Origin of the sequence: Streptomyces sp. NPDC048416 (assembly GCF_043200435.1) — a bacterium.
Classification (GTDB): Bacteria; Actinomycetota; Actinomycetes; order Streptomycetales; family Streptomycetaceae; genus Streptomyces.
Genome location: NZ_JBICXU010000010.1, coordinates 226225 through 248868 on the forward strand (window position 1 = coordinate 226225; position 22644 = coordinate 248868).

The 22644-nt window shown below is 73.2% G+C and carries 18 protein-coding genes; 10 read left to right on the forward strand and 8 right to left on the reverse strand.

All coding sequences use genetic code 11. The features are described 5' to 3' along the window. Window positions 1–406: 406 nt before the first annotated feature. Together ACGFW5_RS16175 and ACGFW5_RS16180 are read left to right on the forward strand one after the other, a co-directional pair. The gene (locus tag ACGFW5_RS16175) at window positions 407–799 is read left to right on the forward strand and encodes an SH3 domain-containing protein (RefSeq protein ID WP_393834858.1); all 393 of its coding nucleotides are present in this window, start codon (window positions 407–409) and stop codon (window positions 797–799) included. A gap of 269 nt (window positions 800–1068) precedes the next feature. Further along, window positions 1069–1806, forward strand: coding sequence for a DUF2690 domain-containing protein (locus ACGFW5_RS16180; RefSeq protein ID WP_393834859.1), 738 nt, complete (start codon window positions 1069–1071; stop codon window positions 1804–1806). A 10-nt stretch (window positions 1807–1816) separates the two neighbouring features. On the opposite strand, the gene ACGFW5_RS16185 is transcribed toward ACGFW5_RS16180, so the two are convergent. From ACGFW5_RS16185 to ACGFW5_RS16195, 3 genes are all read right to left on the reverse strand, one after another. Next, the gene (locus ACGFW5_RS16185) at window positions 1817–2785 is read right to left on the reverse strand and encodes an aldo/keto reductase (RefSeq protein ID WP_393834860.1); all 969 of its coding nucleotides are present in this window, start codon (window positions 2783–2785) and stop codon (window positions 1817–1819) included. 149 nt (window positions 2786–2934) lie between these two features. Beyond that, a complete protein-coding gene (locus ACGFW5_RS16190; protein ID WP_393834861.1) occupies window positions 2935–4491 on the reverse strand; it encodes an MFS transporter in 1557 nt (518 codons plus the stop codon). 208 nt (window positions 4492–4699) lie between these two features. Further along, window positions 4700–5701 carry a LuxR C-terminal-related transcriptional regulator gene (locus tag ACGFW5_RS16195; RefSeq protein ID WP_393834862.1) on the reverse strand — a complete coding sequence of 334 codons (1002 nt, stop codon included), beginning with the start codon at window positions 5699–5701 and terminating at the stop codon, window positions 4700–4702. Between the two features lie 711 nt (window positions 5702–6412). Here ACGFW5_RS16195 and ACGFW5_RS16200 point away from each other — a divergent pair. After that, complete coding sequence (locus tag ACGFW5_RS16200; RefSeq protein ID WP_393834863.1) at window positions 6413–7747, forward strand: IS701 family transposase; 1335 nt, start codon at window positions 6413–6415, stop codon at window positions 7745–7747. A gap of 19 nt (window positions 7748–7766) precedes the next feature. On the opposite strand, the gene ACGFW5_RS16205 is transcribed toward ACGFW5_RS16200, so the two are convergent. The 3 genes from ACGFW5_RS16205 to ACGFW5_RS16215 form a co-directional block, all read right to left on the reverse strand. Then, window positions 7767–8444 (reverse strand): lytic transglycosylase domain-containing protein, encoded by a 678-nt coding sequence (locus ACGFW5_RS16205; RefSeq protein ID WP_393834864.1) that lies wholly within the window; start codon window positions 8442–8444, stop codon window positions 7767–7769. Between the two features lie 448 nt (window positions 8445–8892). Then, complete coding sequence (gene trpS / locus ACGFW5_RS16210; protein ID WP_393834865.1) at window positions 8893–10038, reverse strand: tryptophan--tRNA ligase; 1146 nt, start codon at window positions 10036–10038, stop codon at window positions 8893–8895. A gap of 437 nt (window positions 10039–10475) precedes the next feature. Further along, on the reverse strand, window positions 10476–10880 hold the full coding sequence (locus ACGFW5_RS16215) for a hypothetical protein (RefSeq protein WP_393834866.1): 405 nt from the start codon (window positions 10878–10880) through the stop codon (window positions 10476–10478). Window positions 10881–10977: 97 nt separating this feature from the next. Here ACGFW5_RS16215 and ACGFW5_RS16220 point away from each other — a divergent pair, with 97 nt between their 5' ends. The 3 genes from ACGFW5_RS16220 (at window position 10978) to ACGFW5_RS16230 (ending at window position 15291) form a co-directional block, all read left to right on the forward strand. Then, complete coding sequence (locus tag ACGFW5_RS16220; RefSeq protein WP_393834867.1) at window positions 10978–11904, forward strand: hypothetical protein; 927 nt, start codon at window positions 10978–10980, stop codon at window positions 11902–11904. Between the two features lie 170 nt (window positions 11905–12074). Continuing rightward, a complete protein-coding gene (locus ACGFW5_RS16225; protein WP_393834868.1) occupies window positions 12075–13088 on the forward strand; it encodes an endonuclease/exonuclease/phosphatase family protein in 1014 nt (337 codons plus the stop codon). 244 nt (window positions 13089–13332) lie between these two features. After that, window positions 13333–15291 (forward strand): FUSC family protein, encoded by a 1959-nt coding sequence (locus tag ACGFW5_RS16230; protein ID WP_393834869.1) that lies wholly within the window; start codon window positions 13333–13335, stop codon window positions 15289–15291. Window positions 15292–15751: 460 nt separating this feature from the next. Here ACGFW5_RS16230 and ACGFW5_RS16235 read toward each other — a convergent pair whose 3' ends face one another. Further along, on the reverse strand, window positions 15752–15973 hold the full coding sequence (locus ACGFW5_RS16235) for a hypothetical protein (protein WP_393834870.1): 222 nt from the start codon (window positions 15971–15973) through the stop codon (window positions 15752–15754). 21 nt (window positions 15974–15994) lie between these two features. Beyond that, window positions 15995–16648, reverse strand: a complete 654-nt coding sequence (snpA, locus tag ACGFW5_RS16240) for a snapalysin (protein WP_393834871.1) — start codon at window positions 16646–16648, stop codon at window positions 15995–15997. 237 nt (window positions 16649–16885) lie between these two features. On the opposite strand from snpA, the gene ACGFW5_RS16245 reads away from it, so the two are divergent. From ACGFW5_RS16245 to ACGFW5_RS16260, 4 genes are all read left to right on the forward strand, one after another. Next, a complete protein-coding gene (locus ACGFW5_RS16245) occupies window positions 16886–17830 on the forward strand; it encodes a LysR family transcriptional regulator (protein WP_393834872.1) in 945 nt (314 codons plus the stop codon). 637 nt (window positions 17831–18467) lie between these two features. Then, the gene (locus ACGFW5_RS16250; protein WP_393834873.1) at window positions 18468–19955 is read left to right on the forward strand and encodes an APC family permease; all 1488 of its coding nucleotides are present in this window, start codon (window positions 18468–18470) and stop codon (window positions 19953–19955) included. A 14-nt stretch (window positions 19956–19969) separates the two neighbouring features. Then, on the forward strand, window positions 19970–20941 hold the full coding sequence (locus tag ACGFW5_RS16255; RefSeq protein ID WP_393834874.1) for a hypothetical protein: 972 nt from the start codon (window positions 19970–19972) through the stop codon (window positions 20939–20941). A 147-nt stretch (window positions 20942–21088) separates the two neighbouring features. Further along, window positions 21089–22528: a VWA domain-containing protein gene (locus ACGFW5_RS16260; RefSeq protein ID WP_393834875.1), complete on the forward strand. Its 1440-nt coding sequence runs from the start codon at window positions 21089–21091 to the stop codon at window positions 22526–22528. Window positions 22529–22644 lie beyond the last annotated feature (116 nt).

The window sequence follows — 22644 nt, forward strand, 5'->3', positions numbered from 1 at the left end:
CGGTGGCTGTCCTTCCGGCCGTCCTTCCGGCCGTCCGTCCGGCTGTCCGTCCGGCTGTCCGGCTGCGGAAAGGCGCGCGGACGCGGCCGCTATGCGCTCGGCGCGTCCGCCCTCTACGGCGTCCTTGGTATGACGGCCCATGTGCCGGTCTCCCTCGGTGGCGGCCCCTTCCTCACGCTAAGTGAGGCCGAGGCGTTCCGCCACGCGAGTGAACGGGGGTGGGCACGGGCCCACGTCGGCCGGCGCGCGTACCGCTCCGGACGGGCCTTGCAGGTGGGGAGGGGCCCGGGTGGTCGTCCCGCTTCGTCCCAGGGACGCCTGGGACGCATCCCCGCGTCGCTCCCCGGACACCTTTGCTGACACAGGGTCACTTACTCGGGGACCCCGCACCTTGGAGAACACAGACATGAACCGAAGCACCGTGCGGCACAGCGTCGTCGCCGTCGCCGCCCTGCTCGCCCTGTTCCCGACCACCGCGATGGCCGCCGCCCCCGCCTCCACCCCGGCCTCCGCCCCCGCGAAGGCGACCGTCGCCACCGCCGGGCAGCACAAGGTCCTCCCGCAGGGGACGGTGGTCACCGGCCACGGCCGCCGGCTGCACATCAGGGCGGGCGCCGGAGTCACCTACAAGGCCACCGGCACCCTGCGCTCGGGCCGCCAGGTGTCGCTCGTCTGCAAGAAGGACGGGACCTCGGTACACGGCAACCGGGTCTGGTACCGCCTCGCGGGTCACCACGGGCGCTATGTGTCCGCGCACTACGTACGGGTCGCGGCCGGATCGTACGTGCCGTGGTGCTGATGCGGTGACGTGCTGATGCGGAGAAGTGCTGATGCGCTGCGGTGCTGGGGCGCCGGGGCGCTCACGCACAGGCACACCGACCGCGCAGGCACGCTGACGCATCGACGCGTCGGCGTGCCGGCGCGCTCACACGCCGAGGGGCCCGCGGCGTCGCCGTCGCGGGCCCCGCAACGTCGCCCGTTCGCACCGGGGGCCGGAGCTTGGTTCCGGTCCCCGAGGGGTACAGATGCCCCTCGAACGGGATTTTGTGGACTTCTGGGAGGGACCGCGTGGCGCAGTGGCGACCGTTGCCCGAGTCGACCCGGCCCGAAATGAGGCTGCTGGTCGAGGAGTTGAGGCACCTCAAACAGACCGCGGGCCTCAGCCTCGCCGGTCTGGGCGCCCGCACCGCGTACAGCAAGTCGGCATGGCACCGTTATCTCAACGGGGACAACCTGCCGCCCCGCGACGCGGTCGACGCCTTCGGCGCGCTCGGCGGCGCCGAGCACCACGCCCGGCTCCTCGACCTCTGGGACCACGCGGCGCGGCCCCCGCGCCCCCTCGCTCCGCCCCCACCGCCCCCGCAACCGGTGGGGGCGGACCCCGTGCCGCATCCCCGGAGCCCGCTCCTGCGCCGCCCGCACCGCCGTACGGTGACCGTCGTCGCCGCGCTCGCCCTGGTGGGGAGCGCGACCTGGGTGGCCGTCCCGCACTCGCCCGCGACCGCACCCGCCGCCCCCGCGCCGCTCGCCTGCCGGGGCGCGAGCTGCCAGGGCGCCGACCCGGCCGTCTCCCTGTGCCGCACCGACGCCCGCACCCAGAGCGCCCTGACCACGGCCTCGTACGCGGTGAAGCTCCGCTTCAGCCCCTCGTGCGACACGATCTGGTCGGAGGTGCGCGTCAGCTCGACCGGCGCCGACACCGAGAGCCCCATGCTGCTCGCCCCCGACCCTCAACGGGCCGAGGCCTGCGCCGAGGTCGACCACCGGATGCTCTGCACGGGCGGCGTCACACAGGCGAGCCACTAGGGGGCGCGCCCTACCGGCGGGCTCCCTCCACACGCGTGGCCACCTCGTCCAGGCGGGCCAGATCCTCCTGGGTCAGTACGAGGTCGGCCGCGGCGGCGTTCTGTTCCAGATAGCTGACGCGCTTGGTGCCGGGGATGGGGACGATGTCGGCGCCCTGCGCATGGACCCAGGCCAGGGCGATCTGGCCGGGCAGCGCGTCGTGCGCGTCGGCGATGGAGCGGATGATGTCGAGGGTCCGCTGGTTGGCGTCCAGGTTGTCCTGGCTGAAGCGGGGCATGCCGCGTCGCATGTCGTTGACGGCGAGGGAGTCGCGTGCGGTGACCGCGCCGGTCAGGAAGCCCCGGCCGAGCGGCGAGAACGGGACGACCCCGATGCCCAGCCGGCGTGCGGTGGGCAGGACGGACTCCTCGATGTTCCTGGTCCAGAGGGAGTACTCGCTCTGGACGGCCGTGACGGGGTGCACCGCGTGGGCGCGCTCCAACTCGTCGGCAGGAAGTTCGGAGACGCCGATGTGCCGGATCTTGCCCGCCTTCACCAGCTCCGCCATCGCCCCGATCGAGTCCTCGACGGGGGTCTTGGGGTCCACCCGGTGCAGGTAATAGAGGTCGATGTGGTCGACGCCGAGCCGCTGGAGGGATTCGTCGCAGCAGCGGCGTACGTAGTCCGGGTCGGCCCGCAGGACCATTCCCGTGCCCGGCCGCACGTCGGCGATGCCGCACTTGCTGGCCAGGACCACGTCGTCGCGCCGTCCCTTCAGCGCGTAGCCGACCAGTTTCTCGTTGGCCCCCACGCCGTAGAGGCCGGTGGCCCCGTACACGTTGGCGGTGTCGATCAGGGTCACGCCGAGATCGAGGGCGCGGTGGATGGTCTCGATCGACTCGGTGTCGTTGCCGACTCCGTACGACTGGCTCATGCCCATGCAGCCGAGACCCTGTGCGGAAACCCGCAGTCCTTGGCTGCCCAGAGCGACCTGGCGCATCGGTGTGTCCTTTCGTCGGGGGTTGTTGTGAGTTGTTGCGGGGAGACGGGACGCCCCCCGTGCTGGTGGTCCCGCATCTGGGCGCCGCCCAGGCCAACCGGGCGTCCATCCTGGCCCAATCGCCGCACCGTGCAAGCAAGTTGGCGGCTTCAGCCGGTGGTCTCCTGGCGGCGGGACCGGGCGAACAGGGCGACGACCGAGACCAGCGCCACGGTCGCGAACAGGGCGACGCCCAGGCCGATGCGGTGCATGGACACCAGCGTGCCGAGTACGGCGACGCCGAGCGCGGACCCGGCCTGCCGCGAGGCGTTGAGCGCGCCCTGCGCGGTCGCGGCGAACTCCGCGGGCGCCGTCATCGCCACATCGGCGGTGGAGGCCGGGATCGCGGTGGTGGAGCCGAGCGCCAGCATCAGTTGGGCGGCGACAAGCAGCGCGAACGGGGTCTCGGCGCCCGAGAACGCCAGGATCACCCCGGACAGCACTCCGCAGGTCAGCCCGAAAAGGATCAGCGGGCGGGTGCCGACGCGGGCCACCAGGCGGCCGGTGAACAGCGGCAGCACGGCCAGCGGCAGCGTCATGGGCAGGAAGGCGAGACCCGTCTGGAGGGGGCTGAGGGAGCGCTCGTTCACCATCCACTGGGTCATCGCGTAGAGCAGCCCGTAGAACACGAACGACGCGGCGCTGCCCGCGATCATGTCGGCCTGCACTCTGGCCCGTACGAGAAGCGCGGGCGGCAGAGCCGGGTACGCGGCCCTGCGCTCGACCAGGACGAGGGCGATGAAGGCCGCCGCGGCGACGGCCACCGCGACGATCGGTGCGGGGTGGCCCCAGCCGGCGGTGCCGCCCTGGACGAGCCCGAAGGTCAGTGCGCCGAGACCGACGATGGAGAGTACGAGACCCGGGGCGTCGACCGGCTTGTGCGGGCGCTCCCCGTCGGCGGCGAAGCCCCGCGCGGCCAGCCAGGTCACCAGCGCGATCGGCGGGTTGACCAGGAAGACCAGCTGCCAGCCGCCGAGCGCGACAAGACCGCCGCCGAGCACCGGCCCGGCCACCAGGCCGAGCGCGCTGACCGCCGCCCACGCACCGACCGCGCGGGCCCTCTTCGCCGGGTCGGGATAGAGCCCGGCGAGCAGCGCGAGCGACGCCGGGACCAGGCCCGCGGCGGCGACGCCGAGCAGCGCGCGCCCCGCGATGAGCAGCCCGGCCGAGGTCGCGAGGGCGCACAGCAGGGACACCGCGCCGAACGCGATCAGGGACGTGCGGTAGATGCGGCGCGGCCCCCAGCGGTCCGCGAACGAACCGGACGCCAGCATCAGGCCCGCGAAGACGACGGTGTACGCGTCGACCGTCCACGCCAGCGCGCCCGTCGAGGCGTGCAGGGCGTGCTGGAGGTCGGGCAGGGCGACGTTCAGGATCGACGCGTCCATCAGGACGAGGAAGTTGCCGACCGCGACCCCCAGGAAGCGGCCCGCGGTGCGCGACCGTCCGGAAGGCGGCGGGGGCGCGGGAGAGGGTGGCCCGGGCGCGGGGCAAGGTTGCGCGGGAGCAGGAGAGGAGTGCGCGGGTGGTCGCTCCGGGGGGTGTACGGGTGGATGTGCGGGAGGTTGTGCGGCGAACTGTGTGGCGGGCGGGGCGGCGGGCTGTGCGGCGGGCTGGGCCGGCGTGTCGTCCGCCGCCGGGGTGACGTCGATGCTCTCGGTTGTCATGGACGGCAGGTTGGCGCGGCGGTGCCGGAGCGGCCAAGGATTCGGCGCGGACTTCCTGACCTCGGGCCGGGGGCCGCCGCGGACTTCCTGACCTCGGGCCGGGGGCCGGGGGCGGGGGGCCGCCGCGGACTTCCTGACCTCGGGCCGGGGGGCCGGGGGCGGGCCCCCGCGAACTCGCGGGGTGGGGGCGGCGCGGCAGGCGCGGGCCTCAGGAGGTTTCGGCGGATCGCACCGAACTGTCCTCCAGGATCTCCGACTGGGCCAGCAGATAGGCGAGTTGGGCGCGGCTACGGCTGCCGAACAGTTCCGACGCCCTCTTGATGTGGGTGGAGACGGTGCGGGTGCTGATGCCGATGCGGGTGCCGATGACCGCGTCGGTGTGTCCCTCGACCATGAGCCGCAGCACCGCGCGCCGCGTCTCGTCGGTCATCAGCCGGGGCCGCGCTCCCTCGGTGGTCGTCGTGACGGGCTCGGCGCGCGCCCAGGCGTGGTCGAAGACCTTGACGAGGTACTGCACCACGGCCGGATGCTCGACCAGCAGCGCCGTGGTCCTGAGTTCGTGCCGGTGGTCCGGGATCAGCGCGAGACGCCGGTCGAAGACGATCAGCCGGTCGAAGAGCTCGTTGAGGGTACGCACCTCCGCGCCCGCCGACGCGACCTGCTCGATGTAGGCGAGCGTGGGCCCGTGGGCGCGGACGGTGTGCTGGTAGAGGGTGCGCTGCTTGACGCCGCGCCGCGACATCGCGACCTCCTGCGGCAGGGTGCGCGCCAGCGCGTCGGGGTCACGAGAGCCCCCCGGCTGTGCGGTCAGCATCTCCCAGACACAGTCGTCTCTCGCCTGGAGCAGCGCGGAGTGGATGACGTCGGCGCCGTGCAGGAGCCGCAGCGGGATCGCGGACTCACGGTGCTCCTCGCGATAGACGTCCTCGGCCCGCGCGACGGCTTCCTGGATGGCCGCGATGGTGTGCTGCCGCTCCAGAACCGCCCGCTCCAAGGGGCGCACCAACTCGCCGGTGGCGATGTCCGGCGGGACCGCCGCCCACACCGTCGGCGTCTCCGTCAACGGCCGCAGCAGCCCCAACTCGCGCAGGCACTGGGGCATTTCACCACCGACCGGCCCCTTGGTCAGCGCCTCGCGGTACCGCTCAAGTCCCCATGCGCAGAGCCGTATCACCTCGCCTTGTGGCTCGATGTCGGGATTTCTACACATGTGCCTCCCCTTCTTGTTTTCGCATTGCGCAATCATGATGCCAGCGGGAAGCGGATAGGGGGCTTTTTCTGCGGCATGCTTCCTGTGACGGAAGGCCCGGCCCACAGGCCTTTCTGCCATAGGGGAGGCAATGATGAACCACAACCAAGGAATGGTTAAGAGATTTACCGGCGTTCGCTCGCCTTATCTCACCATGTGGTCCGGCGCCCCGGTCCCGCTCACCGGAACCGCACATTCCCGCGCCGGATCGCCCAGCGAATTCGCGCCCCGAAGCCACTGAACTGAGCGCGGGCATCCGGCGGCGCCCGCCCGCCCCGGACCTCCGACCCGCGCCGCACCTCGCTGCTCGCGCTCCTCGCCCCCGACCGGGCGCCGGGACGCCACACCATCCGACTCGGCCGACGCCACCGCGCACCGGGTCACCACGACGGCCTTCGGCCGGCCCGTGCGACACGGCGGGCCCGCCCCACCCCGACCGGGTGCCGTGACACCCCGGTCGCCCCGTCCGACGGGGGCGGATTACTGAACCATGCCCCCGTCCCTCCCGTCCGTCGGCCGTTCCCCCGGACCGACGAACCAGGAACCGGGTCCGGCCAGGCCCGGCGGCATCGCCGCCGCGGCCGCCGGCCCCGGTCTCCGCCCACACCGCGGCAACGGGGCCCGAGTGCGACGGATTCCGAATTCCCTGGAGAGGGCTGGGTAATAACCGTGATGGGTTCCGTGATCGTGACCGAGCAGGGGCTTCCCGGAGAAATCGCACCGCAGACGGTCAGCGCTTTCCTTTCCAGGACCCTCGCCTCCATTCCGCGCGCCGATCAGCGACGCTGGGGCGACGTGTATGTACGCGGTCTGCTCTCCGTCGACGGCAAGAAGACCATGCGGGCCCTCGCCGGAAAGGGGCGGGGGAACGCCGAGCAGAGCCTGTACCAGTTCATCAGCAAATCCCCGTGGGACTCGATGGCGGTGCGCGGGGAACTGGCCCGCCTTTTCCAGGAACAGGCACGCCCGCGCGCCTGGGTGGTGCGGCCGCTGGTCATCACCAAGGCGGGGCGCCACTCGGTGGGTGTGGAGCGGCAGTTCGTGTCGCAGTACGGACGGGTCGTCAACTGCCAGCGTGCGATGGGCATATGGCTGGCGTCCGACGCGATGAGTTGCCCCGTGGACTGGCGCCTCGCGCTCCCCGGCTGCTGGACCGACGAACCCGGCAGGCGCGAGCAGGCCGCCATTCCCGACGGCGTGAGCACCTGCCCTCCCGAGCAGTGCGCCATCGGCTCGCTCGCCGACATGTCCGCCGCGTGGGGTCTGGACAGCCGTCCGGTCGTGATGGACCTGCGCGAAAGCGACCCGTATCCGGTCTGCGCAGCCCTGACGCGCCGTCACATCCCTTTCGTGGTACGGGTCCGGGCGGAAGCGGCGTACACCTCATGGGCCCCGTCCCCGTCCCCGTCCCCGGCTCCGTACCGGGGCACACGGCCGGGCCTCGTCGGCGCACTGAGCGCGCATCGGATGCCCGTGGAATGGCTCGATCACACCACGGGCACCCTGCGTGCCACCTACGTGGGCGCCACCCGGGTCGTGCTGCGCGACCGCCATGTGCGTACGGACAGCGGGGAGTTGCTGCTGCTCGGCGCCTGGACCACGGCCGGGCGTCCGGAGCCCGACGAGTTCTGGCTCACCCGCATGCCCCGGTCGCAGCTCGGCGCCGCCTACCGCACCGCGATGCTCAGCCGCCGGGTCGGACGCGACCTCGCCGAGGTCGCCGAACCGCTGGGACTGCGCGACTTCGAGGGCCGCTCCTTCCGGGGCTGGCACCACCACATGACGATGGTGTCCCTCGCCCACGCCCTGCGGGTCCTGACGACGCCGCGCCCGACACGGGACGTGACCGCGCCGCACCCGGCACGGGACCTGCCCGCCCAGCAGTCCGCACGGGACCTCACCCCGCCGCGCCGGGCACGCGGCCTGACCGCCCAGCAGTCCGCACGCGACCTGACCGCCCAGCCGCCCCGGACCACGACCACCACCACGCAGGCAAGCGCCGCATGACCGCGGCCCCGCCGCTCCCTCAGGTCCCGTCCTGGGCGACGGCCTTCCCGGCCTTCTGCCAGTTGTCGCGCAGCCGCGCCAGATAGTCCGCCGCCTGGCTCCCCGGCTTCGCGCCGCGCGCGAACGCCGCCATGTTGCCGCCACCCGCGTTGTACCCGAGTGCCATCAACTCATCGCGCGAGTAAGGGCCCTTCCAGTGCGCCGGGAGCTGGGCGGACATGTCGTGCAGGTACCAGGCCGCCGCCTCCACCGCGAGCGCGCGGTCGTCGGGCAGCTCCTCCCACCGGCGGGACGCGAAGTCGCGCCCGCGCTTGGTCTGGTCGAACGCGGCCCGGTGCATGTTCGCGATGCCGAAGGCCGCATCCGGCTTGTACTTCTGCCAGCTCCGTTCGAAGGCGGGATCGTGCGGCTTGTAGTCCTCGTTGTAGAGGACCGCCATCACGAGCTGTGCGCTGACCCCGGCCTTCTTCGCGTACGTACGCACCTGGGGCGCGTAGGCCGCGGGATCGTAGGTTCCGCCCGGCGACGCGGTGGGCGAGGGGCCGGCGGAGGACGCGGTGGGAGCGGGGGTGCGTGCCTGCGGGCTCCCCGAGTCCGGGCCCGAGCCTTGGCCCGGCGCACATCCCCAGGTCATCAGCGCGGCCACCGGCAGCACCAGCCACCGCGCGCGTACGCCCCGCTTGCGCCGTTCAGCCATCGCCGCCCTGTCCCTCCCTCGGATCCGCGTCCTTCGCGCCCCAGTCTAGGAAGGCACCGGCCGTGGCGGTGCGGCCGGATGACACAAGCCCGCGCGTCCCGCCGGTCAGCTCGGCCCGGCCGGACACATGCGTGGCGGCGGCGGGACCCTCCCGGGCCACCGTCGCCGCCACTCCCCCGTGCCCCTTCAGGCTCGCACCCGGCGACAGCGCTTCCATCCCCCTGGCGACCCATCCGCCTCCCCTGCGCGGCGGAGGCATGGGCCTCCAACGGCCCGTTCGGTCCCGGGGCTCCGGCCGCCGCCCTGCCGTCGCCCCACCCCGCCGTCGCCCCACCCCGCCCCGCCGTCACCTCGATCCTGCGCACGCCATCGCAAGCCGCCCACGCGCGAGTCCGGCTGCACTCCCCGGCACAGCAGCCGGACCCCAGGGCCCACCGGAACGTGCCCCCTACCGGAACGTGCCCATCGCCCGGCGCACCTCGTCGAGGGTCGCATCGGCCACCTCGTTCGCCCGGGCGTTGCCCTCGCGGATCAACTGCCGTACGTAGTCCGTGTTCTGGGCGTACTCGGCGCGGCGCGCCCGCAGCGGGGCGAAGTGGTCGTTGACGGCTTCCGTGACCGCCGCCTTCAGGGCCGACGCGCCGCCCTCGCCGATCTCCTCGGCCACCGCGTGCGGATCGCGGCCCTGGCAGAGCGCGGCCAGCAGCACCAGGTTGCTCACTTCGGGGCGGTGCTCGGGGTCGTAGGAGATCAGCCGGGCCTGGTCCGTCTTCGCGCCCCGGATCAGACGGGCCGTTTCATCCGAACTGGCTCGGAGCGCAATGGAGTTGGCTCGGCTCTTGCTCATCTTCGTACCGTCGGTGCCGAGCAGCAGGGGCGCCTCCGACAGCAGGGTGCGCGGCTCGGGGAAGACCGGCCCGTAGCGCTCGTTGAAGCGGCGGGCGATCGTGCGGGTGAGCTCCAGGTGCGGCTCCTGGTCCTTGCCGACCGGTACGAGGGTCGCCTTGCAGAACAGGATGTCGGCGGCCTGGTGCGCGGGGTAGGTGTACATCAGGCCCGAGACGGCCGCCTGGCGGGAGTGGGCGATCTCGTCCTTGACCGTGGGGTTCCGGCCGAGCTCGGCGACCGAGACCAGGCTCAGGAACGGCAGGAGCAGCTGGTTGAGTGCGGGGACGGCGCTGTGCGTGAAGATCGTCGCGCGGGCCGGGTCGACGCCTGCGGCGAGGTAGTCCAGGACCAGGCCCTCCACGTGCTCGGTCAGGCGCTCGGCGACGTCCCGGTCGGTCAGGACCTGGTAGTCCGGGATGACGAGGAAGAGGTCGGCGCCCTCGTTCTGGAGCCGGACCCGGTTGCGGAGCGTGCCGAAGTAGTGGCCGAGGTGGAGCGGGCCGGTGGGGCGGTCACCGGTCAGGATGCGGTCGCCGGTCGGGAGGGCGGCGGGATCGGCCCCGGTGTGCTCGGTCCCGGTGGCGGGCGCGGTGGCGGTCCCGGTCCTGGTGGGCTCGGTCCCGGTGGGTGCGGGCGCGGGGCCGGTGGCCCGGGGGGTCGTGGGGCGGCTGCTCGGGGTGTTCGTGGGCGGCAGGGTCGTGGTCATCGGGGGCTCCTCGGAAGGGCAGTGGGTGGTGGGGCGGGTTTGGACGGCGCCCACTGCGGATCCAGCGAGGGCAACAAAAAAGGGGCCGTCCATGTGTGAACGGCCCGCTGACGATGTCGTGCGTGAGTCGTGGCCGCTCCTAGGAGGAGCGCCACCAGCAGAGGTGAGAGCGACACTGCGACGCGGACGACATGGCTCCCACTCTAGCCCGCACCACCCCGAACGCCCAGGGTGATGAGGGTGGGGGTGGGGGTGGGGGTGGGGGGACCAGGGGGCGGATGGGGATGCGGGGGCGGGGTCCCGGAGGCGGGGTCCCGGAGGCGGGCTCGCGGGTGCGGGGTCCCAGGAACGGGGTCTCGGGAACGGGCTCGCGGTGCGGGGTCCCGGGAACGGGGTCTCGGGAACGGGCTGGCGGGTGCGGGATCCCGGGGACGGGGTCAGTTCTCGTGCGTGTAGAACACGTAGAACGAGACCAGGAACATGGCGCCGCCCCATATCGCGCCCAGGCCGGACGACCGCAGGATGCTGTGGTCGGACAGGCTGTACAGGAAGCCCATGGCGCAGCCGAAGAGCGTGCCGTACGCCGCCGCCCGCAGCTCGCGCGGCAGGGCGCCCTGCATCATCAGGAGGCCGACGCCCAGCGCCATCACGGCCAGGCCCGACACGAGACCCAGAACGATCTGGCCACCCGAGAGCACCCCGTCGCCGCCGTTGCGCTGGATCGCGGCGGCCCAGATGCCGTACGCCACTCCCAGCACGACGGGGATCGCCAGGACGGCCCTGCTCGGGCGGTGAGCCGTGCGGCGGCGGCTCGTGACGGGTACCGAAGCGTGTGTGGCCATGGCGGCACTCCTTCCGCTTGCCCGGGACACATGGGTGCGTCCCCCATACAGCCCACACCCGCGCGCGCCGATGGGCAACCCGGGATTACGTGGACGGGTGCGCAGCTTCCTGTCGGCGGTGCTGATCGTCCTGGCGGCCGTCCTGGTACCGCTCGGAGCGATCGCCGCCTGGGCGAAGACGGAGATCGCCGACAGCGACCGGTACGTCGCCGCCATGGCGCCGCTCGCCCACGACGAGGCCGTGCGGGGCGCGGTGGCCTCCCGGATCACCGACGCCATCACGAAGAACATCGACGCGGGACCGCTCCAGGCCTCAGTGGCCGCGCTGATCGGCGGGGCCGTCCGTTCGTTCACCACCACCGCCGCCTTCCAGGCCGTGTGGAACACCGCCAATCGGGCCGCCCACGCGAGTGTCGTGTCCGCCCTCACCGAGAACGGCGGCGGCAACGACGTACGCATCGACCTGGCTCCGGCGATCGAGCAGGTCAAGTCCGAACTGGAGGCACAGGGCGTGCCGTTCGCGAACAGGATCCCGGTGGAACGTACCGATCTCACCGTCGCCGATTCGACGAAACTCGGCCCGGTCCGCACCGTTTTCCGGTGGCTCCGGCGCATCGGCGTGTGGGGTGCGGTCGCCTGCCTGGCGGCGGCGGGCGGGGCGGTGCTCGTCGCGGTGCGCCGCCGCCGCGCACTCATCGGGGTGGGGGCAGGGCTCGCCGTCGGCGCGGCGGTCCTGCGCGTGCTGGTCGCCGTCGGCAGGTCGCTCACGCTCGACGGGCTGCCCGCGGACTCCGACCCGTCGGCGGCGGGCGCGGTGTACGACGCGCTCACCGATGTCCTCAGCACGGCGGCGTGGGCCGTCCTCGTGTTCGGGCTGGCGCTCGCATGCGGCGCGTGGCTCGCGGGCCGGGTGCGGGGGCGGGACCGTACGTCCACCGAGGGGCCGGGGCAGGCATCGGGGCCGGGGCCTGGACCAGGGCCGGGTCCTGGACCGGGGCAGGGACCGGGGCCGACCCCGGGGTGAACACCGGGGTCGGGTGCGGCCGGGTCGTCGGACGGCACCTGACCGGCCGCGGGTGTCGGTGCGTGCCAAGTGCGGCGCGCGGGCAAAGGCTTGAGCAACCGTCCCCGGCGCCGGGCCGTCTTTACGGCAGGATGCGAATGCCCTGACCGGCTAGCGGGAGGCAGGCCGCCTTGGAGACCCTGGGCACCAGGACCGTGGCGGACCGCGCGGTGGCGGACGTACGGCGGCGCCGTCCCTGGCGTGTGGTGTCCTCGCTGGCCGGGGCGCTCCTGCTGGCCGGGGTGAGCGCGGTGGTGGGCTGCCGGGTCGCGGGTTCGGACGGGGTGACACCGGTGCCCCAGGCCCTCGCATTCCTGCCCTGGCTGCTCGTGCCCGGCGGCGCGGGGCTCGCGCTCGCGGCGCTCGGCCGGTGGCGCACCGGGATGGTGTGGGGGGTGGCGGTGCTCGCGGTCACCGGCTGGTACACCCAGCCGTACGGGGACGCCACGACCCGGCCGAAGGGGGCGGTCCTCGCCGAGTTGTCCGTGCTCACCTCCAACACCGAGTTCGGGTGGGCGACGGACGATCTGGTCGCCACGGTCAAGCGCGAGCGGCCCGGCCTCGTGTTCGTCGAGGAGTGCGGCTTCCGCTGCTCCGACGCGCTCGCCGCACGCGTGCCGGCCTCGGACTATCCCTACCGTGACGTCGTACGCGAGGACGGTTCGGCGGGCTCCGCCATCCTCAGCCGCTTCCCGCTCAAGCCGGCCGAGCCCATCGCGTCGGAGATGGCGATGCCGGGCGCGGTCGCCACGATCGGCGGGCGCGACGTACGGCTCCAGCTCGCGCACCCCATGCCACCGCTCCCCGGGCACGACAAGACATGGCGTCAAGAGCTGGGCAGAATAGGGGAGTTCGCCGCATCGGCGAGGGGCCGGCCGGTCATCCTCGCCGGGGACTTCAACGCCACCCAGGACCACGCGCTGTTCCGTTCGGTACTCGACGGGGGCGCCCTGCACGACAGTGCCCGGCTCACCGGACAGGCGCACGCCTGGACCTGGCCGGCCGACCGGACCAGCCCGGTACGTACGCAGATCGATCATGTCCTGGTGAGCGGCGACTTCAAGGCGACATCGGCGCGCTTCCTCACCCTGCGCGGCACCGACCACCGCGCGCTCCTCGTGACGCTCGGGCTGTACGGCGGATAGCGGGTGGGGGCGGACGGGGACGGTCGGGGGCGGACGCGGGGGGCCGGAGGCGGACGCGGGGGGCGGAGGCGGACGGGTGCAGGGCGGCGGCCGGCCGACGCCGCGACCGTGAAGGCCGGGCGGGCGCACGACACCCCGACCGTCACACAAACCCCAAAATTTATCCACAACCTGTGGACAACATGAACGCTTCCGTTGGCCGCCCCGTTTGCGCCAAGTGATCCTTTTGCGGTGTCGTATGTTCATGGCTGATCAGAAACGGATGGGCAGCGGCGGGCGGGCCGGATTCCCGTCGCCCCCGGAGTGGCTCATCGGGGGACTGCGTCCCGCCCCCACCCCCGTCCCCTGGCCGGCCGTCGCCCGCGCCGCGATCGCCATGGCCGCGCCGCTCGCCGTGGGCCTCGCGAGCGGACAGAGCGCGTACGGCGCGCTCGCCTCCATGGGTGCGCTCAGCGGAGTCATCGGCGACACCGCCGACGCGTACCGGATGCGGATCCTGAACATCGCCGTGCCGCAGCTGTTCGGCGCGATCGGCGTGACCGTCGGCAGCCAGGTCTTCGGACACGGCTGGCTCGCGGTGGGCGCGCTCACCCTGGTCGCCCTGGTGTCCGGGATGATCTCCTCGATCGGCGCGGTCGCCTCCGTGTCCGGGCTGCTGCTCCTGCTCAACGCGGTCGTCGGAGCGGGCCTGCCCATGCCCGGCCCCTGGTGGAAGGCGCCGCTCCTGCTCAGCCTGGGCGGCCTGTTCGTCCTGCTCCTGAGCCTGCTCGGCTGGCCACTGCGCCGCACCGAACCCGAACGCGCCGCCGTCGCAGGGACCTACCGGGCCGTCGCCGCGGCCGTCGAAGCCGCGGCGACCGACGCGTACGACACCCGCCGTCAGGCCGTCACGCACTCCCTCAACACCACCTACGACCTGATCCTGGGCCGCCGTGCCCGCGAACACGGGCGCCGCGGCGAGCTGGTGCGTCTGCTGGCCCAGCTCAACGTGGTCATCCCGATCGTGGAGGCGGCCCCCGCCGTGCACCTGCGCGGCTGGGGCGTGGACCCCGCGATCCCGGCCGCCGTACGGCAGTTGGCGGACGCGGTCGACGAAGGCCGCACCTGCCCCGTCGAGCCGGACCTGCCCCCGCCCGCCACCCCGGCCGAACGCGCCCTGGACGCCGCGCTGCGGCACGCCTTCGCCGTGGTGCACCACCCCGACCCCGACCTGACCAACGTCGACGACCGGCTCGGCCGCCCCGCCGCGCTGCGCATCCGGCTGCGCCGCGCCACCCGCAACGTCCTGCTGTCCGGCGCCTCCTGGCGCTACGGCCTGCGCCTCGCGCTGTGCATCGGGCTCGCCCAGGTGCTGGTGTCGGTGGTCCCGGTGGAGCGCTCGTACTGGGTCGCCCTCACCATCGTCTTCGTCCTCAAACCCGACTTCGGCTCGGTCTTCGCGCGCGCCCTGATGCGGGCGATCGGCACCGCGGGCGGCCTCGTCATCGCGGCGGCCGTCCTTGCGGAGGTGCCGCGCGGGTGGTGGGACGTGCCGGTGATCATGCTGTTGGCGGCGCTCATCCCGGCGTTCTCCGCGAAGGGGTACGCCTTCCAGACCGCGGCCATCACGCCGGTGATCCTGCTGCTCTCCGACACCCTCAACCACCAGGGCTTCGACCTGGTCCTGCCGCGCCTCACCGACAGCCTCATCGGCTGCGCGATCGCGCTGGTGGCGGGGTATGTGCTGTGGCCCGAGAGCTGGCACACCCGCGTCGGGGCCCGGCTCGCGGACGCGGTCGCGGCGACGGCGGCGTACGTGGAGTACGCCTTCGGCCCCGAGGACGACCGCACCGAGCGGGCCCGCCGCAGGCGCCGTCTGTACCGGGATCTGTCGACCGTACGCAGCGAATTCCAGCGGGCGTTGACGGAACCGCCGCCCATGGGGGCGCGGGCCGCCGCGTGGTGGCCGCTCGTCGTCGCGGTCGAGCGGGTCGTGGACGCGACGACGGCGGCGCGGGTCCGGGTCGACCACGGGGCGGGGTGGCCTGCGGCCGGCGAGGCCGGGGAAATCGTGGTCCAGCTGAGGGAGTTGGCGGCGGGGCTGCGGCGCAGCGAGGTACTTGTGGCGGTACGGGTTTCCCTCTCGGGGGACGACGAGGGTGTCCTGGCCCCACTCCGCCAAGAGGTCCTGGCCGCCCGATCGGTCGCGTCCCCCCGCCCCTAGGCCCGGAGCCCGGCGCAACCCTCTCACGCAGTCCCCGCGCCCCTGAAACCCGTCGCCCCCTATGGGCCGTGGCTGGCTTGTCGCGTAGTTCTTCGCGCCCCTGAACCCGTCCTCAGCCTGCCGGCCGTGCCCGCGTCTCGCGCAGTTCCCGCGCCCCTGAAACCCGTCGCCCCCTATGGGCCGTGGCTGGCTTGTCGCGTAGTTCTTCGCGCCCCTGAACCCGTCCGCGGCCTGCCGGCCGTGCCCGCGTCTCGCGCAGTTCCTCGCGCCCCTGCAACCCGTTCTCGTCCGCGGGCCGTGGTCGCTTCTCGCGCCGTTCCCCGCGCCCCTGGCAGGGTGCGAGCGGAGGCATCCTCAGCCCGTCCGGCGATTGAGGACGAGCGCCGTTCAGGCGCGAACCGGGGGTGCAGGGGGCGGAGCCCCCGCCCGGGGTCTGGGGTGCAGACCCCGGGGCGCTGGCTCAGAAGAGGGGGAGCTGGCCCGGGGTTGGGGGGAGTTCGAAACCGTCCAGGGTTCGTTGGGCGGCGTCCGCCGGGGCACGCCGCTTGGAGCCCGGGCAGAGGGTCAGCTCGACCCCCTCCCGCGTACGAGGATCGTGACGCACGAACTTGCCCGCCACCACGGCGACGGAGCGACCGCAGGACGGGCAAGTACGGCGCGGGGAGACGGAGAGCTGCGGCATCCCCCCCATGCTGCCAGAGGCTTACGCGGCGGACTTGAACGCCGAGGCGAGCCCGTTGCGCCACAGGCTGTTCACCCGGGACTTCTCCGTGCTGTTCGGGTAGGCGTTGCGGCACGACGTACCGGGGCCACCGCCGGACATGAGCTCGCTGCACGGGCCGGAGTAGTGGTCGGGGAGCCCGAGCACGTGCCCGGTCTCGTGCGCGACGACCCGCACCGAGTAGTACTGCTGGTTCTGGCTGTAGTCCAGGAAGATGTACCCGTTGCCGTGCCCGTCGGTCGAGGCGTACGAACCGTTCTGCGTGTCGTTGCCCTCGTAGTACGTGAAGTCGGCGCCCCCGCTGCTCTCGGCGAGCCGGACGTTCTGCACCGAGGAGTTCCAGATCTGCGCGGCCTGCGATATCTGCGAGCGGAAGGTGGGGGCGTTGGCGGCGCTGTAGTACACGGTCACCGAGGCGGCGAGCGGGTTGGCGGCGCGCTTCTTGGCGACCGACTTCATGACCGCGCGGTAGAACGCCTGGTCATTGGCGGCGGAGTGCTTGCCGCCCGCGGTGAAGTGCGCGCCCGCGCCGGGGGCGGCGGAAGACGGGGTGGCGGCGGTGGCGGGGATCGCGCCGAAACCGGCGAGGGCCAGGCCCAGGGCAGCGGTCACGGCAAAGGTACGGGGGTGTCTCATGGGGGGTTACCAATCGTTGGGGGATCCGTGTCCGGCTGGGTGGGCCGGGCCCGGGGTGGGGGTTCACTGATCGGTCGCTGCGCCGACGGCACGCCGTCACCCTGCGGCGGCGTCGTCCCGGTGATTGTGGAGGCCACAGCGACGTACGGGAATGATGCCGATCTGCGATAACTCCCGCGTATCAGAGCGGTTTTGGCCACCTGGTGCGATCATTTGGCGCGCCTTAACCTCTGCCGCATGGAGCTGGAGGTGAGACATCTGAGGGTGCTGTGCGCCATCGCCGACACCGGCAGTCTGCACGGCGCCGCCCGGGCCCTCGGCACGAGCCAGCCCGCGCTGACCACGCAACTGCGCCGCATCGAGAAGACGTTGGGCGGACGGCTCTTCTCGCGCGAGCGCACCGGCTGTGTGCCCACGGTCCTCGGCCGGAGCGTGGTGGGCCGGGCCCGGCCGCTGCTCGCGGCGCTCGGCGCGCTGGTCACCGAGACGCGGGCCGCGGCCGCCCGCGCCGAATCCGGTGAGCGGCTGCGCATCGGCTCCACCGCGAGCCGCGCCATCCCCGGCTGGCTGCGCCGGCTACGGGAGCGGCTGCCGGGCACCGCGACGGAACTCCAGGTGGCGGTTTCGGCCACCGCGCTGCTGCGCCGGGTCGCGGCGGGCGAGCTCGACGTGGCGTTCGTGCACGAGGTGGAGGGCTGCCCGCTGCGCGTTCCGCCGGGCCTCGACCTGCGCACCCTGATGGAACGCGAGCCCCAGTTCGTGTGCCTGGCCGCCGACCACCCCGCGGCCCGCCACCCCGTCGTGGACCTGACCGACCTCGCCGCGGACCGGTGGATGATCGACCCGAGCGTCGACGGCGAGTGGGAGGGGCTGCGTCGCGTCCTGAACGCGGCCGGCCTCAACCCCCGTGTCCTGCAAGGCGATTACCTGACGGCGGCCGGCCTCGTCGCCACGGGCGAGGTCGTCACCCTGTGCCAGCCCACCTCCCTCCCCCGCGCTGACCTGGCCATCCGGCCCCTGCGCGGCGACCCTCTGGGCGTACGGCTGCTCCTGGCGGTCCGCAGCGGGGCGTACGGGGGGACGCTCGCGGGGGTGGGGGCGGACCTGGAAGCGGCGTACTGGGAGGCGGCGGCGTCCTCGCCCCCCTACCGCGCCTGGCTGGCGGAGCGGGGCAGGCATTAGCGCGGCCGGGGCCGGCTCCGCCCAGCGCACCACCCCCTGGGGCTGCGCCCCGGACCCCGGGGGGTTCTCCCACCCACCCGCCCGTGACGGATGCCGGAAGGTCCAGCCCCCTGGGGCTGCGCCCCAGACCCCCTGCGGGGGCTCCGCCCCCTGCACCCCCGTTTCGCGCCTGAACGGCGCTCGTCCTCAATCGCCGGACAGGCTGAGGATGCCCGAGCAGGCCAGCACGGCCCCTGCACCAGTGCTGACAGGGGCGCGAGGAACTGCGCGAGAAGAACCCACGACCCGCGGACGAAAGCCAGCCCCTCAAGGGGCGCGGGGAACTGCGCGAAAAGCCACGCACGGCCCGCACCCGAAACCGGTCCTACAAGGGGCGCGAGGAACTGCGCGAGCAACCGTCCACAACCCGCACCCGAAAACCCACCCCTCAAGGGCCGTGGGGACCTGCACGAAACGCGACCACCGCCCCCGCGCGAAGGCGGGTTTCACGGCGTGGGGAACTGCGCGGGCAGGCGTGGGCGGGCCCGGGGTCGTCCCGGCGACTACGATGCCGTCGACTCCGGGTGTCGCGCGCGACCGCCGCGCCCGGCGCAGATGACATACCGCCATATGTCTTGCCGTCAAAGGATGTTCGGCCATGAGCAGCAGCACCAGTGGCAGAGGGCTCCAGCCCAACGTCCTGTCCACGTTCGACACCGTTGTCATGGCGGTGGCGGGCAGCGCGCCCGCCTACTCGCTGGCCGCCACCACCACCGTACTGGTCGGGGCCGCCGGACTCGCCGGCCCCGCCGCACTGCTGTACTGCGCGATACCCATGCTCGGCATCGTGCTCGCCTTCGGGCGGCTCGGCCGGATCGACGTCAACGCGGGCGCCGCGTACTCCTGGGTGGGACGCACCCTCCACCCCTTCCTCGGGTTCATCAGCGGCTGGGCGCTCGTGGTCGCCGCCACCCTCTTCATGGTGGCCGGCTCCCTGCCCGCCGGGCAGATGACCCTCGGCCTCCTCGACCCGGGCCTCGCCCACAACACCGCGCTCGCCACCGCCACCGGCGCCGGCTGGTTCCTGCTGATGCTGGGGGTTGTCCTGGGCGGCGCCCGCCTCTCCGCTGGAACCCAACTGCTCATTTCCGGGGCCGAGTTGACCATCCTCCTCGGCTTCGCCGCCGCCGCGCTCATCCGGGTCGACGAGGGCCGCGGCGCCGTCCCCTTCGACTGGTCCTGGCTCGGGTTCAGCCACTTCGACGGCGTCTCAGGGTTCGCCTCGGGCACCCTCATCGCCGCCTTCTCCTACTGGGGCTGGGACGTCACAAGCAACCTCAGCGAGGAGACCCGCGACAGCCGCCGCACCGCCGGACTCGCCGCCCTCGTCGGCGTCGGCGTCGTCCTCGCCCTGTTCGTCGCCTTCACCGTCGCCACCGACGCCCTGCTCACCGGTGACGAGATCACCAACGGCCAGTCCGACGTCCTGGCCGTACTCGGTGAGCGGATCTGGCCCGGCGCCGGCGGCAAGCTCATGGCGCTCGCCGTGGTCCTCTCCACCATCGCCACCCTGGAGACCACCCTCATCCAGGTCACCCGCTCCCTGTTCGCGATGGGCCGCGACCGTACGATGCCGGGCGCGCTCGGCGCCGTACACCGGCGGTGGAACACCCCCTGGGTCGCGATCGTCGTCGTCGGCGCGGTGGCGCTGCTGCTGTTCGTCGCCTCCAACGCGCTCGGCTCGGTGCAGGACATCATGGCCGACGCGCTCGCCGCGATCGGCCTCCAGACCACCCTCTACTACGGCCTCGCCGGCCTCGCCGCGGTCGTCGCCTACCGCAGGACGCTCACCGAATCCATCGGCTCCTTCCTGCTCGGCGGCGCCTGGCCGCTGCTCGGCTCGGTCTTCATGTTCTGCGTCTTCGGCCTTTCGCTGACCCGGCTCAGCGGCGCGGCGGTGGCGATCGGCATCGGCAGCCTCCTCGCGGGGATCGTCCCGATGCTCTGGTACTGGCGCCGGGGCAGCCCGTACTACCGTCCCGCCCGCCTCGACGCCACCCGTTCCTTCGAGGCCGGCGCCGGGCACCGCGCCTCACCCACCAGGCCCGCCGACTACGCCAACGCCGGGCACCCCACCGACTTCTGAGAGGCGGTACGCGGATGGCAGCACTGCGTCGCCGCCGCTCCGAACGCAAGACACCCCTACGCTTCGACCCCGACCTCGGCGACCACGCCCTCACCGTCGCCCGGCACGACATCGTCATCGGCCGCTGGCAGGGCGTACGCGACCTGCTGCGGGCCACCGGCGACAACTGGCCGCTGCGCACCCACCGCATCAGGCTGCTCGCCAACGCGGCCGCCGGGTCCTCCATCGTCGAGGCCTGGCGGGCCGCCGAGCCGGACAACCCGGACGCGGCGGTGCTGCGCGCCGCGACCGAGGTGACCCGGGTGTTCAACGCCGCCATCGCCGCCGGGCGCGGCGCCGGCACCGACCGCGACCGCATCGACTTCGCCGTGATGGCCTGCCTGAGCGCCGCCGACGCCCGCCCCGCCGACCCCATGCCCTGGGCCTCGCTGCTCACCGTGGTCCGGCTGTACGACGGCGGGGTCGCCCGGCGCGAACTGCGCGCCTGGTGGGACGAGTTGCGCCGACGCGACCCGTACCACCTCGAGGGGCACGTCCAGATGCTGCGCTACTTCTCGGCGCGCTGGCACGGCACCCACGGCTCGATGTACGACTTCGCGCGCGACGCCGCGGGCGCCGCCCCGGCCGGCTCCCCGCTGCCGGTCCTGGTGCAGATCGCCCGCGTCGAGGAATACCGCTACGTCGCCGAGGCGGCGAAGGGGCAGCCGGTACGGGGCTTCGGCCAGCACTGGAACCACGAACTCGCAGTGACGGAACTGCGGCGCACCTACGACCGCTGGCTCGGCGGCCGGCCCCCGGGACCCGTGCGCGTCGAGGAGGCCGCCGAGCTCAACTACCTTGCGCACGCCGCCTGTTGCGCGGGCCTGGCTCCGGAGGGCACCGCGCTGGTCGGCCTGCTCGGGGAGCGGGTCGCTCTGGTGCCCTGGGTGTACACGGGCGACCCCGCCCAGCAGATCCTGCGCCGGCGCGCTCAGGGCGCGGGCTGAGGTTCCCTGACTTGCCCCGGCCCCTTTCCGGGAAACCCCCGACGGGGTCGCTAACCTTACGTGTCCGCGCTGGCCAGGGATCGGACCCCGGACCTGTTGGCGCAGCGCGGTACGTATCGCACCCAACTCATGCGAAAGGCCTCGCCCATGGGCATTCGGAGCTTGCTGCGCAAGGTGTTCGGACGCGATCGCGCGGAGCGTGCCGACGCGACGGCGGCTTCCGTACCGCCCCAGACGGAACGCACCCTGGAGTCGTCCGAGACGCCGGTCACCACCACGGCCGAGGCCGCGGCGCCTTCCGTTCCGGCCGTTCCGGCACCGGGCCGGAGCGACGACCTGTCCGCGGCGGAGGCCCTGGTGGCCGCCGCGTTCGACGGACCCCGCCCACCCGCCCCGGCCTCGGGCACCACGGACACCCCGGATACCCCGGATACCTCAAACACTCCGGATACGCCGGATACACCGGATACCTCGGAACTTCCAGACGCATCGGGCATTTCGGCCGTCTCGAAGGCCGACGCCACCCCTGCGCCGGTCGTGGGTGAGGTGCCGCAGCCCCGCACGGAGGCAAAGCCGCAGCCGCAGCCCGCGCCGGAGAAGGTGGCTGAACCGGAGCCGGAGACGGAGACGGAGACGGAACCGGAGCCGGAGCCGGAGCCGCAGAAGGTGGTGGCCGGGCCCGAGTCGGTCGAGGAGTCGACGACCGCCGAGCCCGAGCCCGCGAAGGTAGAGCCTGCGAAGGTAGAGGCCGCGAAGGTAGAGGCCGAGCCCGTCGCCGCACCGGAGCCGGAGCCGGAGCCCGAGCCCGAGCCCCTTCAGGCCGAAGCCGAAGCCGAGCCCGAGCCCGCCCAGGCCGAAGCCGCCCCCGTACAGCCCGAGCCCGTACAACCCGACGCCGAGCCTGCTGCCATGCAGGCCGCTGGCAAGCCCGCTGTTTCCGCCGCCCGGATCAAGTCGCGGGCGGCCGGGCTCGCGGGGGCGTACAAGGCCGCCGGGGCCGCGCTCAAGAAGGCGGGGCTCGGTGGGGCGCGGGCCAAGGTGTACCTCGTGCTCGACCGGTCCGGGTCGATGCGGCCGTACTACAAGGACGGCAGCGCCCAGGGTCTCGCCGACCAGGTGCTCGCGCTCGCGGCGCACCTGGACGAGGACGCCACCGTGCACACCGTGTTCTTCTCGACCGACATCGACGGGTCGGTCGACGTCACCCTCGACGCGTACGAAGGACTCGTCGACGAGACGCACGCCGGGCTCGGGCGGCTCGGCCGCACCAGTTACCACCGGGCGGTCGAGGAGGTCGTCGAGCACGTCGAGAAGGCGCGGCACGAGGGGCCGGTGCTGGTCGTGTTCCAGACCGACGGCGCCCCGGACGCCAAGCTGCCCGCCCGCCAGGCGCTGGCCGACGTCGCGGACAAGCCGCTGTACTGGCAGTTCGTGGCGTTCGGCGAGGACGACTCGAAGGCGTTCGACTTCCTGCGTACGGCCGAGGAGGAGCACGACCACGTCGGGTTCTTCCACGCCGGGCCCGCGCCGCGCGAGCTGAGCGACACCGAGGTCTACCGGGGGCTGCTCAGCTCGTACCGCCCGTAGAGGGCGTGGCCCGGCCACCGCTCGGCCACCGTCCGGCCGCCGCCCGGCATCCGCCCGGCATCCGTCCGGCATCCGGACATCCCGGGCGGGCCGGGCGGGGCCGGCGGATAGGATTT